Origin of the sequence: Microcoleus sp. B4-C1, from assembly GCF_036705285.1 — a bacterium.
Lineage (GTDB): Bacteria > Cyanobacteriota > Cyanobacteriia > Cyanobacteriales > Microcoleaceae > Microcoleus.
This window is the reverse complement of sequence record NZ_JAUBUC010000076.1, coordinates 1-17,904: the sequence shown is the minus strand read 5'-3', so window position 1 is coordinate 17,904 and position 17,904 is coordinate 1. Positions and strand designations below refer to the sequence as shown.

Below are 17,904 nucleotides of genomic sequence, written 5' to 3'. Positions count from 1 at the left end.
AAAAGCTATGACTGCCGTAACTGTAAAACGATTCTCGATCGCCGAATATCACCGTTTGGGAGAACTGGGATTTTTCGCCCCCGATGACCGAGTTGAGTTGATTCGCGGAGAAATTATCATTATGGCTGCAAAAGGTACGTTTCACTCTGTTTGTAATTCGCTATTGCTTAAAAAATTGTACCCACTGCTGGAAGAACGAGCGATCGTGCGCGGTCAAGAGCCGATTATTTTGTCGGCTGATAGCGAACCAGAGCCTGATGTTGTTATTGCTCGCAATCGTTCTGATAATTATTTATCTTCTCACCCGGAGCCTGCTGATATTTTGCTGGTAATTGAGGTTTCCGATTCTACTTTGAAATACGACAGGAGAACCAAGTTATCTCTCTATGCTGAATCGGGAATTTCTGATTATTGGATATTTAATTTGGTAGATATTCAACTGGAAATGCACAGCGAACCTTATCAAAAACAAAGAGGTGGTTTCGATTATCGAGTCAAACGAGTGGTTTTGCCGAATGAGGTTGTGGTAATTCCAGGTTTCCCAGATTTGTCTCTCGATTTATCTGCGGTATTTCCCGCGCAGAGTGGTGACTAAATATTCTGGCTCGATAGCACATATTTTAACTCAGTAATTAAAGAGCGATCGAGCTTTTTTAGATGATATAATCTAAAAGTGCAAATGAATGATATTATGTCCGGTCGATTACCCCTAATACGGTAGGGGCGGGTTCACGAAAAATATCTGCCAATAATTGACAATCTCAAAAACCCGCCCTTTTAATCGCTATCATCCAAAACAATTTGGTTTCTGACCCCCGATTTATTCGCGGGAGAAATCTAAAATCTAAAATCTAAAATCTAAAATCAGATGACTGCTCAAACTCTCTCCCCGCCGGAACAAATTGTCGAGCTATCGGGTATCAGTTGGCAAACCTACGAAACTTTGCTTGCCGAAATTGGCGATCGGCAAATTCGACTGAGATATAATCGCGGCAATTTGAAAATTATGGTACCTTCTCCAGAACACGAACGCTTCAAAACAATAATGGGTCGATTTGTTGAAACCTTAGCTGAAGAATTAGATGTGAAAATTGAACCTCTGGGTTCCACAACTTTCAAGCGTCCTGAACTTAGCGGTACAGAACCAGATGAATGTTTTTACATCCAAAATATTAGTGCAGTTAAAGGCAAAAAAAGAATCGATCTGACTCAAGATCCGCCGCCGGATTTAGTGGTGGAAATTGATATTACCAGCCGTTCGGAAAATAGTTTGCAGGTTTATGCGGATCTGGGAGTGCCGGAAGTTTGGATTTATAATGGATCTCGACTCAGAATCAACAGATTAGAAAATGGAGAATACGTTGAGGGCGAACTCAGTTTAGCATTTCCCAGCGTGGCTGTTTTAGAGATTGTCAGATTTTTGGAACAAGCAGAAACAATGGACTATTTGGAATTAGTAAAAGCATTTCGGAATTGGGTAAAAAGCCAAATTCAGCAAAACCAATGACTTGAAGATAAAATTAAAGAAAATTTACAATTTTAACAAAAAAAAAGCTGTGTTGTGATAAAATAGAGATGATAAACTAATTTAAATATCAATTACCGGCTGGTAGTGCCAGCAATTCTACCCGATATGCGATCGCTAGAGTCTCACAACAAATACCCAGATTGCTTGTGGATGCAATTAGAAGCAATTCCAGTTCCATCGGTTGCACCCCAAACCCAGCAGCTCGACATTCACTTGAGCCTGAATTTTAACGAGCATTGGGAACCCCTGCTAGGTGGTCGCGTCAAATTTGGTCTGCAAGGCGGGATGCTCAAACTCTATCTAGAAAACTGCGAAATACCCGTAGCCTCACGTCAGTTAGTCGGTTCTTTCAAGCTTTTGCCAATTGAAGAAACCCTGGCAATTCAAAGCAGTGCAGAAATTTTAGTAACTGAAAGTCAGCGGGGAGTTCAGGGCGGCGAGAATTTGGAAAAAATTAAGGAAACAGAGAGCATATTTTGTCACGTTTCCACAATCAGCGATGATACAACGCCAGCTTGGATTTTTGCAGTAGAACAGGGCAAATCAGTATTAAAAGGTTTGCTAAAAAGTGCTAAGCTGGGAGAATTATCTGCCAAAGAATTTCGGATGGCAGCGGCTTTTGAAGTTGCTAAAGAAGATATTAATCTCACAGATGCGGAGGGTTTGTGGCCGCACGAAATCACGCCAAATCAACATTCGGTTTTAGAAAGAACCCTGACTATATACCTGCAAACACATAAACTCCAACCTGCTCTCAGTTGGGCGCTATTCTCCTACAATTTACCTCCGGTTGAACCGCGCGAAGTGGAAATTGTCCCGGAAGCTGAAGCGGAATTGCAGGAAATGGTCGATCGCATTATTTCCGCTGAAACCGACAACTTTGTAGAGTTGGCAAAAATCGCCAATCTCAATCCAGCACTAGATTTCGCGGGTAGCAGCTTGCGCGGAACTACTTTAAGTGCAGTGGATTTTAGCAGCGCAAATCTCGATCGGGCAAATTTCCGGGGTGCAACCTTAAACGATGCCGATTTCAGCGACGCCAACCTGCAAAATGCCAAATTCGGCGGTGCAGATTTGAGTGGGGCTTTCTTAGGAAATGCTGATTTAAGCGGTGCAGATTTGCACAAAGCAAGTCTAGCTTTAGCTAACCTCAGCGGTGCTAATTTGAGCGGCGCAAATCTGCTGGAAGTGAACTTAACAAATACTAATTTCAGTGGTGCGAATGTCGAGTCAGCCAGATTCGGGAACAATTCAGGAATCGATGAGGAGATACAGGTGAATCTACAGCAGCGAGGCGCGATTTTTGAGGAGGTTTAGTCGGTAAGTGCGAAAGCCTTTTTATTCATCCGCCTCCATTGTGGCACGGGCGTTACGCCTGTGCGATGGAATTTCACCTTTAAACTATCGATTGAAGCAGCAACTCTATGAATTTAGAGGTAAACTCTTAAAAATCCTGCATCTGCCACACCAGGGAGTTTCAATCATGCCATCCCAAAATCTCTGCCACTTTTCCCGGCAGGGTGGTGACTTCAAATGGTTTGCGAATTACCCCAGCAACGTCCATTTTGGCAAATTCAGCCATATCGCTTGACATAACTCTTGCTGTCAGCAGAATCACTGGAATCGATCGAGTAATCGGATCGGATTGGAGGATCTCGTACACAGCAAACCCATCCATTCCAGGCATTGATATATCCAGCAAAATAGCATTAGGTCGTTCTGTTTGTAGGATTTGTAAACATTCTTGTCCTGATTCGGCCACCAGCGTGTTCCATCCCGCGAGGTCTTCCAGGCACAACTGTATCAGTTCGCGGAGGTGTTCTTGGTCGTCAACGATGAGAATTTGCTTCCCTTTCATCTTGTTTTCGGGCAGGAGACTGCCATCATAATTAGCTAATTGCAAAGTGTTCATTTTATTTGGGTTGATTAAAAATCAATCTTTCGGTTGTCAATTGGGTGTCAAATACCCATCTTTAAGCAATCGCTCAAAGATGTGTATTTGAGAGTTGAATCCGAACTTCGGATTGCTCAACTCTCAACTCTTTAGCAATCTGAAGTATTAAACCATCCTGGTCTATTTCAGTCGCATAGATTTCAGGATGTACGCGGTGGGGCAACGGAATGAGACTTTGAAATCCACTAGGAAGGAAATAACCTTCTACTACAGCCGATTCGGTAGGTTGACCTTGGATTAAAACAGTTTCTGGAGTGATTTGGAGATTCAATTTGACAAGATGAATGTCAGAGATGTGAACTTTAACGATAAGTGTCGCATCCTTTTCTTGAACTTTAATGCCTGCGATCGGTGTTTCCTCTGTATGAGCAATCCCAAGTGTGGATTGCTGACAAGCAGTGGGCAAACCGGAAAATGAATCTGCGAGATCCTGATTTATATCATTCAAAACCTGAAAAGCATTCATCGAGTCTCCTCCTAATGCAAAGAACTGTTAGCTGAATAACAGGAGACTAAATAGCAACGGTAAGGAATTGGTAAAGATTCCGTTCTTGTTACAAAAATTTACAAAACTGGTAAAATTTATTCATTCCATCCCAAAATCTCTGCTACTTCTTCCGTCAAAGTGATGGGTTGGATGGGTTTGGCAATTACCCCAGCTACCGCCATTTGGGCAAATTTAGCCCGATCGCTGGGCAAAACTTTCGCTGTCAGCAGAATCACTGGAATCGATCGAGTAATCGGATCGGATTGGAGAATCTCGTACACAGCAAACCCATCCATTCCCGGCATAGATACATCCAGCAAAATAGCATTGGGTTGTTCTGTTTGCAGTATTTGTAAACATTCCTCTCCCGATGCTGCCCCCACTGTTTTCCATCCGCCTAAATCTTCTAAGCAGGCTTGCACAAGTTCCCGAAGGTGTTCTTCATCGTCAACAACTAGAATTTGTCTGTGTGTCATCGGATTTGGGATTGCAGATTTTGGATTTGGGATGGATGCTACAGATGAATCTAAGCGTTATTCAACTGTGGCTAAGGGTAGGGTGAAGCAAAATGTGCTGCCTTCACCTAAGATACTTTCGGCCCAGATTTTGCCACCATGCCGCTCCACTATACTGCGACAGATTGCTAAACCTAAACCGGTGCCTCCTTTTTCACGGGAGTCAGAGGCATCGACTTGCTGAAATCGCCCAAAAATGAGTTCTAGTTTATCTGCCGGAATGCCTCGCCCGCGATCGCTAACTTGGAACAGCACAAAGTCTGTCTGGTTTTCGGCACTCAGATGAATTGTGGAATCGGCAGGTGAGAATTTAATCGCATTACTGAGCAAATTTGTTAAGGTTTGGACGATCGCATCTCCTGTTGCCCAGACTTCTGCATCCGTGGGGGTAACGATTAATGATATCTGCTGTTGAGTAGCGATCGCCTGAGTGCTATCTACCGCTTGCTGCATCAAATCGGCAGCTTTGCAAACGGTTTTTTCCACAATTGCCCGCCCGGAGTCTAGGCGCTCCAAATCTAAAATATCATTAACCAGGTTCACTAAACGATTGGTATCGAGGAGGGCGATTTCAATCATGCGTCTAGATTTTTCCGGCTTTTTATCATAAACCCCACTTTTTATTAGTCCCAAGGACATTTGAATTCCTGTCAAAGGAGTGCGAAGTTCATGGCTGACAATGCCAATGAACTCATTTTTAATGTGTTCGAGCTTTTGTCGTTCGGTAATATCTTCCCCAATGCTGATAGTTCCAATGATGTTTCCCTCTGAATCTTGCAGCATGGTATTGTTCCAAGCAATGAACCGTTCTTCACCAGATTTGGTCAAGATAAAATTTTGATAATAAGGATGAAATTTATGGGCTAAAACTTCCGAAAAAACAATTTTAACTGATTCTTGAAGAGAACCGGGTAAGAAGTTTTCAAACCAATTTTTTCCGATAACTTCTAGGTTAGTATATCCCGTAATTTTTAAGAAGAAAGGATTGACATAATTGACATTTGCCTCTATATCAAGTCCGACAACAATCAACTGCACGTTATCCAAGAGCGATCGCCAGCGTCGTTCGGCTTCTCGGATCGTGGCTTCGGCTTGCTGACGTTCTTGCAGTTCGACCTGAAGTTGTCGGTAGAGTTTGGATTGCTGGATGGCGATCGACAATTGGCTGGCAATCTGTTCAAGTAATTCTATTTCCCACGATTGCCATTGACGAGGTGCCGTATTTTGGTAAATAGCTAACAAACCCCAGAGATTTTCTCTCAAAAATATCGGAAAAACTGCATAACTTTTTGCTTGCAATTGTTCCACTAGCTCGATATGACATGGTTGAATTTCAGCGCAGTAAATATTATTAACCACAAAACTTTCATTATTTCGGAATCGACCGCCGTGAGTTTCTTGCAGATAGGTATCTGCACAATTTTTTTGAAGATCGCTTCCTATCAGTTGTACCCAATCCTCACCAACTGACTCCACAACAAAATCACCACTCCAATCAGGATTAAAGCGGTAAATGGCAGTGCGATCGGTTTGTAATGTCTGCCTGATTTCAGTAACAGCAGTATTTAGAACCGCATTCAGATCCAAAGATTGGCGAATCCCTTGAGTAATCCTCCAGAGCAAATTTTCCTTTCGGGATTTCTGTAGTAAGGCTGCTTCCGCCTCTTGTCGAACTTCTTCGAGGTGCTTCGCTACTGTGATATCTTGATGAACGGCCACCAGAACATCGCCATACTCGGAATGATTGAATGCAGAGCAAGTGGCACTACACCAAAATGGAGTCCCATCTTTCTTGACATTCTGAACTTCATAACTAAATTCACCCCTTTGTAAAACAGCAGATCGAATGGCTTGATTTACATCTTCAGGGCTGACCGATTCGGTGGCATAGTTGAGAATCGAAACGTGGTGACCGTTGAGTTCGCCAGAGTCATAGCCAAACATCTGCTCAAATTTAGGATTGGCATAGACAATAACTGCATTATCTGTTCTTACTAAACAAATTCCTTCCGCCATGTTGCGGGTAATGACAGCCTGAAGCTCCAGCATTTGTTCGGCTTGTTTAAGTTTAGTCAGATCGCGCAGAATAACGATTATCCCTACAATATTTTCGCCTGTATCACGTAAAGGTGTATAAGTAACGCTCAAAAATTGCCTGACTAAATTGGGAGAAGTAAACCAGTTTTCATACTGAATTGTTTCGCCACTCAAACATCTGTCTAACCGAGGTTTTATCATATTATCGAACACGTCAGCATCCAGGATATTCCTAACATAATTTCCGATAACTTCGCTTTCAGATTTGTTGCACCAAGTCAAATAAGCTTGATTGACTATTTGATAAATATAGTTGCGATCCATCAACACAATCCCATCTGTTGTATTGAAGACGATGCGTTCATATTGGCGGAATGCTTCTTCAGTCCGTTTGCGATCGGTGATATCAAATACGCTAGAACGACTCATCATGAAGTTACCTGCTTCATCATAAATTGCTGTAGCATTTAAGTTGAACCACATGGGTGTTCCGTTTTTCTTCAACATCTGAAACTCTACATTCTCGATCCAGCCTTGTTTTTTAAATAAGGGAAAGTTTTGATGAAAAATATTTTTACTTTCAAGTGTCATTAAATCAACATATTTAGTTTTGTATACAATTTCATCGCTGGTATAGCCTAACCACTTCAGTTCCGTATCATTAATCATAATTATTGTTCCTGCAGCATCTAGGGAATGATAGCCACAGGGAGCATTATTATAGAGGTCTTCAACTTGATTGATATATTGTTGGCAGCTATGGTTGACTTCAGTGAGTTCTGCCGTCCGTTCTATGACTCGTTGTTCGAGTTCAGTATGGAGTTGTTGTAGAGCAATTTCTGCTTGTTGGCGCTCTCTCACTTCCGTTTGTACTTGCTCAAATAAATCAGCTTGCTGAATGGCAATTCCAGCTTGAGTTGCTAGCTGTCCCATGAGTTCAATTTCTGATGCTTGCCATTCGCGAGGTGCTGCACAGTGATGGGCAATCAATAATCCCCAAAGTTCTTCTCCCTTAAGGATAGGAATAACCAGGTTAGCTCTAACTTGAAAATTGGCCAGGAAGTCCGGGTGACAAGTATCAATTCCGGCAGTATAAATATCTGATTTAGATGTGAATAAGCCTTGTTTGAAGGATTCGATATAGCTTTCAACCAAGCAAGGCTCCTGTATCTGAGTGGATAAGATTGGTGTCCATTCTGAACCAACTGACTCTACGACCACTTTTGGGCTCCAGTCGGGAGCAAATTGGAAGATAATTACGCGATCGCATTGCAGAATGTTTCTGAGATCCGTTACCGTAGTGTTGAGAATATCTTCTAGTTTGAGGGATTCGGAGAGAGAAAGTGCTGTTTTAGCCAGGATTTGCTGTGGCTGTTCTTGCCCTTTCCCATAATTTTCATCAGTATGTTCTATCATCGATCTACTTAATTAATTAAATTTTTTAGATTGAGGCAGAAACTGGGTTTTTAGCCCTCGTGCGTAAGTTCTATTTAAGTATTTGAGGACTTACGCAATCACCCCAGGTATGGGGGCAACCACGGGGGGTTTGCCCCTACAAAACACTATATATTCAGGCTATGCGTAAGTCCTATATTTCTCGGTTTAAGTAAAGGACGACTGCGCCTGATTCGGCTGAGTACCCGCGTGACTAATTCAGGCCCTAGTACCGGCTTGGTAATAAAATCATCGGCTCCCGCTGCAAAGGCTTGTTGCAGAGATTCTGGCTCGGTATGGGCTGTCACCACCAAAATCGGTAAATTTTCCCATTGGATATCTTGTCGAACGACTTGACACAATTCTAAGCCGGTGACGATCGGCATTTCTAGATCCAGCACTATTAAATCGGGCTCTGTGCTAATTAACACATCCCAAAATTGCTGTGGTTCTTTGAGGGTTGTCACCTCAATTCCCCAAGGAGTCAGTAACGCTGATAATGTAACCAGGATCACAGGGTCATCATCTACGATTAAGACTTTGGCTTCAGAAGTTTTGGGACTGGGTAAAACACGGGAAATTGCTCGAAAAATTTGCTCGGTGGTTGCAGGTTTGTGGAGAAATTGCTTAGCACCTAAGCGCGATACAGCTAAGCGATCGGGAAGACTATCTCGTCCGGTAAAGACAATTATAGGCAGGTTAGGCGATCGCTCGGTCAGTTCTCGCAGTAGCGTCAATCCATCTTCCTCTGTCTCTGCAAAACTTAAATCTAGTAACATCACATCGGGCATTGACAGAGCAAGATGCGATCGGGCTGCAGTAATATTCGGCGCAATTTTCATCCGAAATCCCCAAGCTTCGGATTCTACTTTCAATCGCTCCGTTAATGCAGCATCATCATCAACTACCAAAACCCGATAGTTAAAAATTGCAATATTAGAAACTGGTACAGCCGTTGATCTAATAGGTGTTTTGGCTAATTCCTGCTGTAATCCTGTCACCAATTCCGAGAAGCGAGTAATTTCCTCAGCAGTCAAAGAGCGATCGTTTATGAGCAAATTTTCTGCATAGCGTGCAAATTTCGAGCCTTCGGGATAACCAAAAGACCCCAGAGAACCGACCAATTTATGAGCTTCATGTTTTGCCACTTGCTGTAATTCAGTTTCTAACTTTCCTGCTAATAAATCAGTTTTTGCCTGCTCCAATACAGAAATTTGTTGGTTGAAGCTTCCCCGAAACCGCTCTAAAACTTGGTCGCTCTCAGACTTATCTACCCCACGAGATTGATGTTTGTGAGTGCGATCGCTCCCAGGATTATTTGAACAAGACGACGCAGATTGAGGGTAAGGTTTCAGTCGATAGCCCATGCCATAAACTGTTTCGATGATTTCTTCAGTTAAGCCACCTGCCTTCAGTTTCTTTCTGAGATCCTTAATATGAGTGATAATGGCGCGATCTGTGGGTGCGTCATCAAATCCCCACAGACGATCCAAAATAGCATTGCGACTAAAGATGCGATCGGGATTCCGCAGTAATAATTCCAGCAAATTATATTCTGTCGGTGTCAGTGAAATTATTTCTTCGCAAAATGTCACTCTACCAGACTCTAAATCTAAACAAAGTTCTCCCCAAGTCAATGTATTAGCCGCTGAATTCGGAGTATAACCTCCTGGGGAAAGTGCTTTACTGCGTCGCAACAAAGTTCGGATTCTTGCCAGTAATACTTCCGTAGCAAAAGGCTTGCTGATGTAATCATCGGCTCCCGCATCGAAAAGAGCCACCACCTCCGCATCTGAATCCTTTGCCGTCATTAACAGGATCGGTTTGCAGTAGCCTTGCGATCGCAATTGCCGACATAGACTAATTCCATCGAGTTTGGGAACCTGCACGTCTAACACAATTAGATCGTACTCAATTGCTGCTGCCAACTCTAGGCCAACTTGTCCGTCATTTGCCCGATCAAAGCCGTAATGATTTGCTTCCAACACATTTGCCAGTGTTGCACTCAGCCCTCCATCGTCCTCTACGAGCAGAATTTTTATCGGAGACTTCTTCATTTTGGCTGTGCGGTTAAATTGCCATGCGATCGACGCGCTTTAATGTCAGGCCGAAGCGTGGCTTTTCACTAAATAACTGCTACTTATTACTACTCCTTTTATCTTACCATTTTTGCAGTCCCATCGCCTCAAAATTGCTGTCACTTCTGCAGTTTATACCAATTTAATGTGAAGTTGCACATATCTCGATCCCCCTCGCATACCCCCTACTCCCCCTGATTGTTGGGGAGTAGGGGTTGACTTTGAGAAGAATCTTGTCCCACCCTATGTAGGGGCGGGCACGGGGAGTAGGGGTCGCACCGCCCCTACAAAGGGGGGATCGAGATATGTGCAGCCTCATACAAAATTGGTATTAGATAAAACCGATCGCCCCTTCCTTCATCTGCGTCCATCCGCGTTTATCCGCCTGCATCTGCAGTTCAAAAAAAGCGTGAAGCGAAGCTATCCCGAAGGGAATCGCCCCAAAAAGAGCGATCGCCCTCCCAAACAAATTATCCTTCATCCTCCGACTTTACAGCAGCAGGAGGACGCCCAGAAATCACAATAAACCCAACAGACTCAAGAGTTATATGCGGGCGGCGAATACCAGCTAAAACCGCTTGACTCAACAAACTTTCGGTATTGATTTCATCAGCCAAAACCGATTCTAAAAGTTGTTCGGATTTAGAAAGTCGATTCAATCGCAATTGCAATTGATTCACCCGGTTTTCGAGTTGGATAGCAGCAGTGACAGCAGATCGATCGCACATTTCCACAAAAGCCGATCGCCCTCGCAGCAACTCCTCAGATACCACCCGTCCCTTTTGACAAAAATCATCCCATTCTAGCGGATCGACAAAACTGTCAATCAGCGACGTGCGATTTTTCGACAAATTGTAATCCCGATTCGGCCCGCCTTTCCCCTTATAAGCCCGCTGCAAAATCGCCAGAAGTTCCGCATCTTCCACCAGAGACATTTCTTCACTGCGAGCATCTACAAACACAGTTTCAAAAATTGGGAGAAACAGAGCATCAGCGCGGCGCTGCAAAGCTTTCAAGTTGTAATTTTCGATGTTTTGTGCTTGCAAAACTTGCTCAGCCGGCTGCACATCAGTCTGGATTGAATAATTAAACTGAAAGCCGAACCACTCCTTCCCCGGCTCCGCATCCCAACTTTCATCATGCCGCCACATGGCAAAAGCTTGACCGCGATCGTCCCAGCGAATATAAGAGCTAATTGCATCGATCAACCCCTCACCAATGCGGTAAAGAGCAACATCCGCATTCTGATAAGCAATACGGCGATTGTAACTGCCATATTGCTGGCAATAAGGAACCAATCTGGTCATCAAATCCTTCGAGGGAATTAACGTTTTTTGAGTAGGTTTATAGCGCATCAACCCCGATACACTCGGATGTTCAATTTGTTTGAAGTGAAGAGCTTGACACAACCAACCTTCAGTAGCCCGCTGCATTTCTTTATGCTTAGCATCGCAGTTATCGAGAGATTCAAAATACTGAGATGCGCTGTCATCAAGAGTATCAATTTCATCGAGAACGTACTGTTCATCAATTTTGATTTTCTCTTGCTCGATTTCAGTTTTAATCGCTTCAATTTCGCTGGATAAGCCCTTGCCTCCCTCAGCAAACAACTTTTCTTCAAGTTTGAGAAGTTTTTCCTCAGCATAAAACTGAAGGCTGGCAATAGATTTGTTGAAGATATCAAACCCATCTTTTAAAACTTGAAACCAAGCTTCGTGGGGACTCTCCGGCAAATCCGGGCCTGCAAACAAACAAAATTGCACTCCCATTTTGCTGCCAATGCGATCGACTCTGCCAAGTCTTTGTTCTAACTGGTTGGGAAACCACGGCAAATCGAAGTGAACTAACCAATCTGTCAATTGCAGATTTACCCCTGCTTCTGCCGATCGATCGCACACTAAGATAAAACAATGGGGTTCAGTCTTAAACCGCTTGAGACTAGCCTCAACATCATCAGCCGACTTGCTCGTGTCATGGCTGGCGATCGCATTTTTACCAAAGATTTTCGCTAAATTTTCCGCAATCTCTTTACAAGTTGCAGTAAAACTGGTAAAAATCACAATTTTCGGGAAACGTTCGCCCGGAATCGGCCGTTTAATTTGCTGTTGAATTCTCGACAGTAAATCGCGAGGTTTGCTGTGATACTCGCGCGGAACCTTCAAAGCAACTGCCAGAAATCGGAGAATCGCGATTCGTAACAAACTCAGTCTATCGAGTCCTTCCTGGGGCTTTTCCAGGGTATTGAGCAAGGTTTCCAGCATTTCCCTTTCTTCGGGAAATAGCTCCGTTTTGGTCAAAATTGCCGTGTCATTTTGTCCAAATTCGCGATCGAGTTCAGGAGTCGATTTTTTTTGCAAACGAGCTTTGACAACCCGTTCTAAAACATTCAGCCAAGTACCAGAAGCGCGGAAAAACAGCAGAAAAATTCTCTGATATTCGCTCGACTTGGGAGCGACTGTGCGCCATTTATCGAGTACGGTTTGAATTTCCGACCACTGTTCATCATTCAGATCATACTCTGTTTTGGGGACAGCATCTCGATCGAAAATCACATCTTCCACCGCATCGCGGCGGTTGCGAAGGATGCGACGGTGCAGGCGGTAGGTATCTCTAACGTGAGTGCGAATAGTTCGGACAAGCCGAGCCTGTTCTGCTGTTTCTTTAGTTTTCAAACAACTTTCTAACTCTGTTGCTAATCCGATTAAATAATCATCTTTGGCAAAAATAGTGCGAAGTTGAGCGAGTTTTGTTTGCAAGACAGCAGGCTTGGCATTTTCTCGAAAATCTAGCAAAGCGCGGCCGATTTGTTGACGATTTTGCACCTGTTCTTTGAAGCTTTCCAGGTCATCAAGACGGTAAGTTGTCGGATCTAGCAAGTGCAGCATCGTTAGAAAATCTTGCTCATGGCCGATAACTGGCGTTGCAGATAATAACAATACATTTTTGCTTTTCTGAGCTAGTTTCTGACAAAGTTCAAAGGACTGCTGCTGAGTACGATCGCTCGAATTTGCCATTGCCGCCACATCATGCGCTTCATCCACAATCAGAAAATCTAGGTTAGCGTTGCGGCTAATTTGATTGATGTCGCTAACAGCAGCAAGCTGCACTCGGTCAGCAAAATGAGACAAATAGAATTTATTTTCCAACTCCTGCCGCCACTGTTCGAGCAAGTATTTCGGAACCAGTACCACAGCGCGTCCGTTGGGTTCATCTAGCAGAAATTGGCGGAGAATTGTGCCGGCTTCTACTGTTTTTCCCAATCCTGGTTCGTCGGCTAATAAATAGCGCACGATTGGGTCTTCTAGGACGCGCCGGACGACTTCAACTTGGTGCGGATAGAGGTCTATGTTAGCAGAAATTAAACCCGTCATGCCGCGGCTGACGGCCCGCTGTTCGATCGCAGATTGAACGAAGGCCAATCGGCGATCGTGAAAATACGGCGTTTCTTGGCCTTTGACTGCTAAAATGTCGATCGGATCGGCGATCGGGATATTGCAGCGAACGTAAAGTTCGGTTTCAACAGCTTGCAAACTTTGGCTGTCGGGCAGGTCAATTTCGTACTCTAATTTATCTTCATCCCAGTCATAAACTCGCCCAATTATCCATCTTTCCTGAGTGGTACTCCAGAGGTAGCAGCGGGTTTGGCGCTGAAGTCTAGCTTCTTGCAGTAGACTTAATGGCACGGTTTTGCGGATGCGGTTTTTAACTGAGCAAAAATATTCAACTACCGCCTCGGTACGCGATACCTCGACAACTTTTCCGACTCCCAAATCGTTTCTGGGCGATCGAACTAACGAACCAACATCAATCATAGTTTTAGCCTGACAATACTTACTAGAATACAGTAAATCCTTTCACCTTAAAAAATTTAGCAAGATGCGATTTTCGCCTGCTTCACTTTTTTAGTCAAATGAAAGTCAATCTGCTATTCGGAAAACAATAATTTTAGCATGATAACTAACATTTTGGTATTCAATAAATATGCTAGCAGCGAATAAGAATACCTACTTACGCTCAAGGAAAAATAACGCCTAGATTACCGGATTCCCATTTCGGATATTTCTGCATCACACTGCTATAAATTTCCGACTCTGTAAACCCTGCTAACCAAGCTTGTAGCGGCGGCCAAGGCTGTTCGTTGAACCAAGTTTGATCTGTATGAGCGAATTGACGCACAAAAGGTGCGATCGCCATATCAGCCAATGCTACATTGTTACCAAATAAATATTTAGTGGTGCTTAACTGTGCATTGAGTTTTTCCAGGAATAAAGAACCTTCATAACGATGTACTTGGGCATCAACACCGGGATAACGATCAGGGTACTTATAACGGTCAAGATGATATTTAAATCTCTCATCAAATAGAGCAATTAGTTCCAGCATTTCTGTAACAGAACCTTGCTGTGGCATCAACCATTTTTCAGGATCATGTTGTCTCAATGCCCACAACATGATATCGATACTTTGATCGAGTACGCGCCCGTCAACATCAATCAATATTGGTACTGTACCTTTGGCAGATACCTCCAACATCTCTTGTGGTTTGTCTCGCAAAACAACTTCCCGCAACTCACACACCCGATTGCTTACCATCAAGGCCAAGCGCGCGCGCATAGCATAGGGACAGCGGCGGAAGGAATACAAAATCGGGTATGTTGCTGACATATAGGAGAAGTCATTAGTCATTAGTCATTAGTCATTAGTCATTAGTCATTAGGAAGAAGGAAGAAGGAAGAAGGAAGAAGGAAGCCTTTAGAGTCAGAAACCGGGTTTCTTCCTTGATTTCACGCCGCCAAACCAGATTTTTCCGAGAAAGCTCATTTCTTTGAGATTAGCGCTAATACTTGAGTCAGAAACCGGGTTTCTTCCTTGATTTCACGCCGCCAAACCAGATTTTTCACAGAAACCCGGTTTCTTTGACATTAGCGCTAATACGATTAGTCGCAGGCTTCATCTACTTTTTCCTTCCCATCGTAGCGCGCGCCTATATGTACTTGGTTGCGACGCTTAGCAAGCTCAATCTGACGTTGACGTTCAGATAAGGCTTGTTTTTTGGTTTCAGTTTTTGAGTCATGACAATGAGGACAACTCACACCAAGTACAAATAATTCAGAAGCCTTATCTTCCTGACTAATCGGGTGACGACAACCGCGACAAAGTTCATAGTTACCCGGCTTTAAGTCCTGACCAACAGAAACCCGTTCATCAAAGACAAAACATTCACCTTCCCAACGACTTTCTGCTTCCGGCACCGTTTCCAAATATTTTAAAATTCCGCCTTCGAGATGATAGACTTCCTCAAAACCTTGACTACGCAAAAAAGCAGTCGATTTCTCGCAGCGAATACCACCCGTACAAAACATTGCCACCTTGGGTTTATTGCGTAAAGCAGTTTCCCGCAGCACCCATTCAGGTAACTCGGAAAAGCTTTTTGTTTTTGGATTAATAGCGCCTTCAAAAGTACCCATAGATACCTCGAAATCGTTACGCACATCAACCACGACAACATCGGGATCGTCAAGCAGCTTATTCCACTCATCAGGCTTAACATATTTGCCCGCCATGAGGCGGGGATTAATGTCCGGTACTCCCATCGTGACAATTTCGCGCTTCAAGCGTATTTTCAGGCGGTAAAAAGGTGCTTTTTCCGAGAAAGATTCCTTGTGCACGAGATCCGCAAAACGCGGGTCACTACGCAAGAATTCCAGCACTGCGTGTACGCCCTCGGACGAGCCGGCAATAGTGCCATTAATGCCTTCTTCGGCGAGTAAGATAGTGCCTTTGACGTTGTTGTTGTTGCAACAATCGATTAGCGGTGCTTTCAGGTCAGCAAAATCAGGTAGTTCAACGAACTTATATAAAGCAGCGGTTAAGAAAGAAGGCATAGATTGAATTGATAGCACTAATTAATTTTCATACTTCTATGAAAATTCAGTCAAAGCGGACGGTGGGACTCGAACCCACGACGTTCAGCATGGGAAGCTGACATTCTACCACTGAATTACGCCCGCGCTTAGGGTTTTTTAGCTGTTTTTACTTTGTAGCAATTACGCTCAAAAACGACTATAAAACATTATACACCTATTTTCTGATTTGGATCAGGCGATTTTGAGTGTAACAGGACTTAGGCACTCCGACCAAAGAAACCGGGTTTTTTACCAAATCTAGCGGTTTCAACAAAGTATTTTCGTAAAAAACCCGGTTTCTGAGCCCCATGCGTAAGTCCTGTGTCCATTTTGCGTGGGCCCGATCGCCCATCCACCGCACAAAAAAAGTCCTGCACCAAAGGCAGGACTTAATCTAACTTAAATTTCTTAGTCTCTTAGAGACGGACTTCGTTTGACAAGAAGCGGTTTCAACCGCCGATCGATCGAGGGGGCTCAAGACTTTGCCGTTAGACGAAGCGCAAAGAGTTGCTGTCAATAGCCAGGAAAGAAACTGATTGGACGATCGCAATCAATTCATCCGAGCCCGAAGTCTTCTTGAAAATAGCGGTTCCAGCAGGCAATCCTTGGGGAGACTCACCTAACTGATAAGTGCTAGGAGCACCTTGAAGTTGGAGGATATCCTCAGTCGGGTTGAAACCGACAATCAAAGCGTAGTCGCCTGCGCCAGTGCCTGTATCGTTGCCATCGTTGTAATAGAACTTGGTGGCATCTCCCAGCAAGAAAGTATCATTGCCTTCAGCGCCAATCAGGGTATCGATTTCGCCGCGCCCTGGATTAGCAGCAGTGCCGTCAACGCCACTGAGAATGTCGTTGCCTTCTTTGCCGTAGAGGAAATCGTTGCCAGTACCGCCCAGCAAAGCATCATTATCTTTACCGCCGTAGAGGCTGTCGTTTCCATCTTCACCAGCTAAGGTATTGTTGTCGTCATCGCCACTGAGGGCATCGTTACCGTCGCCGCCATACAAGAAGTCGTCACCTTTTCCTCCTAACTGGGTATCGTTACCGTCGCCTCCAATCACGGTGTCATTCCCAAGGTTGCCAAACAGGAGATCGTTGCCGTCGTCGCCAAATAGGAGATCGTCATTTTTGCCTCCGAAGAAGGTGTTGTTTGCGCTATTGCCGATTAAGGTGTCGTTGCCTTGGTTGCCGTAGACGGGACTGTTAGCGTCGATCGCAATTATCACGTCATTGCTGTTGCTGCCGATATTCCCTGACGCTGAGCCTGTCGCTGCGGGGGCGCTTGTGACTGTGAGTGCGATCGGAAGTGCGATCGTCTGAGCCTGCGCGGGAGTGAAAACGGGTGTGGGTGCGGTAGCCGGTGTGGGCGTCGTAACCGGTGTGGGTGTCGGTGTGGGTGGCAGCGGTGGGAGTGCAACCGGTGTTGGCGCGGTGGGTGTGGGCGCAGTAGGTGTCGGCGCCGTGGGTGTGGGCGCGGTGGGTGTCGGCGCGGTGGGTGTGGGCGCGGTGGGTGTTGGCGCGGTGGGTGCTTCTGGTAAATTAGCTGTGAGAATCTCCGTACCAGAGAGGTTGCCAACAGTTTCGATGAAGCCAACACCTTCGACAGTCGCCGATGCACCGAAGAAGTCGGAAATTACAATGTCATCCGTAGCCCTGACTACACCGTCTTTATTGATGTCGATCGCTAAACTCGTGCCTTGGCGGGCCAAGCCTGTATTTCCCGATGACAGCGACAGTGACAGGGTAGGGCTGGTACTGACATTACCGTTAAAATCAACAAAGTCTAGGCGATCGATGCCACCTGTATCCTGAATTTGAATTTGACTCTGCTGATTATCCCGCAGGAGATAGCGATCGCTACCTGCACCGCCTCGCAGCGTATTTCCATTGCCAAATCCAGCACTGAGCGTATCATCGCCAACACCGCCTTCTACAATGCTATTACCGCCACCACTGAGATAGTCA

General features: G+C 44.6%; 13 protein-coding genes and 1 tRNA gene. 3 read left to right on the top strand and 11 right to left on the bottom strand.

The genetic code is table 11. The features are described from left to right. Positions 1–7 precede the first annotated feature (7 nt). The 3 genes from QUB26_RS24300 to QUB26_RS24290 all read left to right on the top strand — a co-directional run bounded on the left by QUB26_RS24300 (position 8) and on the right by QUB26_RS24290 (position 2,845). Positions 8–595: a Uma2 family endonuclease gene (locus QUB26_RS24300; protein WP_333245963.1), complete on the top strand. Its 588-nt coding sequence runs from the start codon at positions 8–10 to the stop codon at positions 593–595. 273 nt (positions 596–868) lie between these two features. Beyond that, positions 869–1,507: a Uma2 family endonuclease gene (locus QUB26_RS24295; RefSeq protein WP_333245961.1), complete on the top strand. Its 639-nt coding sequence runs from the start codon at positions 869–871 to the stop codon at positions 1,505–1,507. Between the two features lie 105 nt (positions 1,508–1,612). Further along, positions 1,613–2,845 carry a pentapeptide repeat-containing protein gene (locus QUB26_RS24290; protein WP_333245959.1) on the top strand — a complete coding sequence of 411 codons (1,233 nt, stop codon included), beginning with the start codon at positions 1,613–1,615 and terminating at the stop codon, positions 2,843–2,845. A 160-nt stretch (positions 2,846–3,005) separates the two neighbouring features. Here QUB26_RS24290 and QUB26_RS24285 read toward each other — a convergent pair whose 3' ends face one another. The 11 genes from QUB26_RS24285 to QUB26_RS24235 all read right to left on the bottom strand — a co-directional run. Then, the gene (locus tag QUB26_RS24285; protein ID WP_333244148.1) at positions 3,006–3,386 is read right to left on the bottom strand and encodes a response regulator; all 381 of its coding nucleotides are present in this window, start codon (positions 3,384–3,386) and stop codon (positions 3,006–3,008) included. Positions 3,387–3,513: 127 nt separating this feature from the next. Next, positions 3,514–3,948, bottom strand: coding sequence for a hypothetical protein (locus tag QUB26_RS24280; protein WP_333320047.1), 435 nt, complete (start codon positions 3,946–3,948; stop codon positions 3,514–3,516). Positions 3,949–4,064: 116 nt separating this feature from the next. After that, positions 4,065–4,445: a response regulator gene (locus tag QUB26_RS24275; RefSeq protein ID WP_333320045.1), complete on the bottom strand. Its 381-nt coding sequence runs from the start codon at positions 4,443–4,445 to the stop codon at positions 4,065–4,067. 57 nt (positions 4,446–4,502) lie between these two features. Next, positions 4,503–7,937, bottom strand: a complete 3,435-nt coding sequence (locus QUB26_RS24270; protein ID WP_333245955.1) for a PAS domain S-box protein — start codon at positions 7,935–7,937, stop codon at positions 4,503–4,505. Between the two features lie 146 nt (positions 7,938–8,083). Continuing rightward, positions 8,084–10,012: a response regulator gene (locus QUB26_RS24265; protein WP_333320043.1), complete on the bottom strand. Its 1,929-nt coding sequence runs from the start codon at positions 10,010–10,012 to the stop codon at positions 8,084–8,086. Between the two features lie 352 nt (positions 10,013–10,364). Further along, positions 10,365–10,514 (bottom strand): hypothetical protein, encoded by a 150-nt coding sequence (locus tag QUB26_RS24260; protein ID WP_333055649.1) that lies wholly within the window; start codon positions 10,512–10,514, stop codon positions 10,365–10,367. After that, complete coding sequence (gene dpdE / locus QUB26_RS24255) at positions 10,504–13,845, bottom strand: protein DpdE (RefSeq protein WP_333320041.1); 3,342 nt, start codon at positions 13,843–13,845, stop codon at positions 10,504–10,506. The genes QUB26_RS24260 and dpdE overlap by 11 nt, the downstream gene beginning before the upstream one ends. A gap of 202 nt (positions 13,846–14,047) precedes the next feature. Then, positions 14,048–14,719 (bottom strand): glutathione S-transferase, encoded by a 672-nt coding sequence (locus QUB26_RS24250; protein ID WP_333320038.1) that lies wholly within the window; start codon positions 14,717–14,719, stop codon positions 14,048–14,050. Positions 14,720–14,970: 251 nt separating this feature from the next. Beyond that, on the bottom strand, positions 14,971–15,936 hold the full coding sequence (gene trhO, locus QUB26_RS24245) for an oxygen-dependent tRNA uridine(34) hydroxylase TrhO (protein WP_445299637.1): 966 nt from the start codon (positions 15,934–15,936) through the stop codon (positions 14,971–14,973). A 36-nt stretch (positions 15,937–15,972) separates the two neighbouring features. Continuing rightward, positions 15,973–16,044 (bottom strand) — tRNA-Gly (locus tag QUB26_RS24240). A 383-nt stretch (positions 16,045–16,427) separates the two neighbouring features. Beyond that, positions 16,428–17,904 (bottom strand): calcium-binding protein (locus QUB26_RS24235; RefSeq protein WP_333320036.1); only part of this gene is annotated, 1,477 nt, incomplete at its 5' end.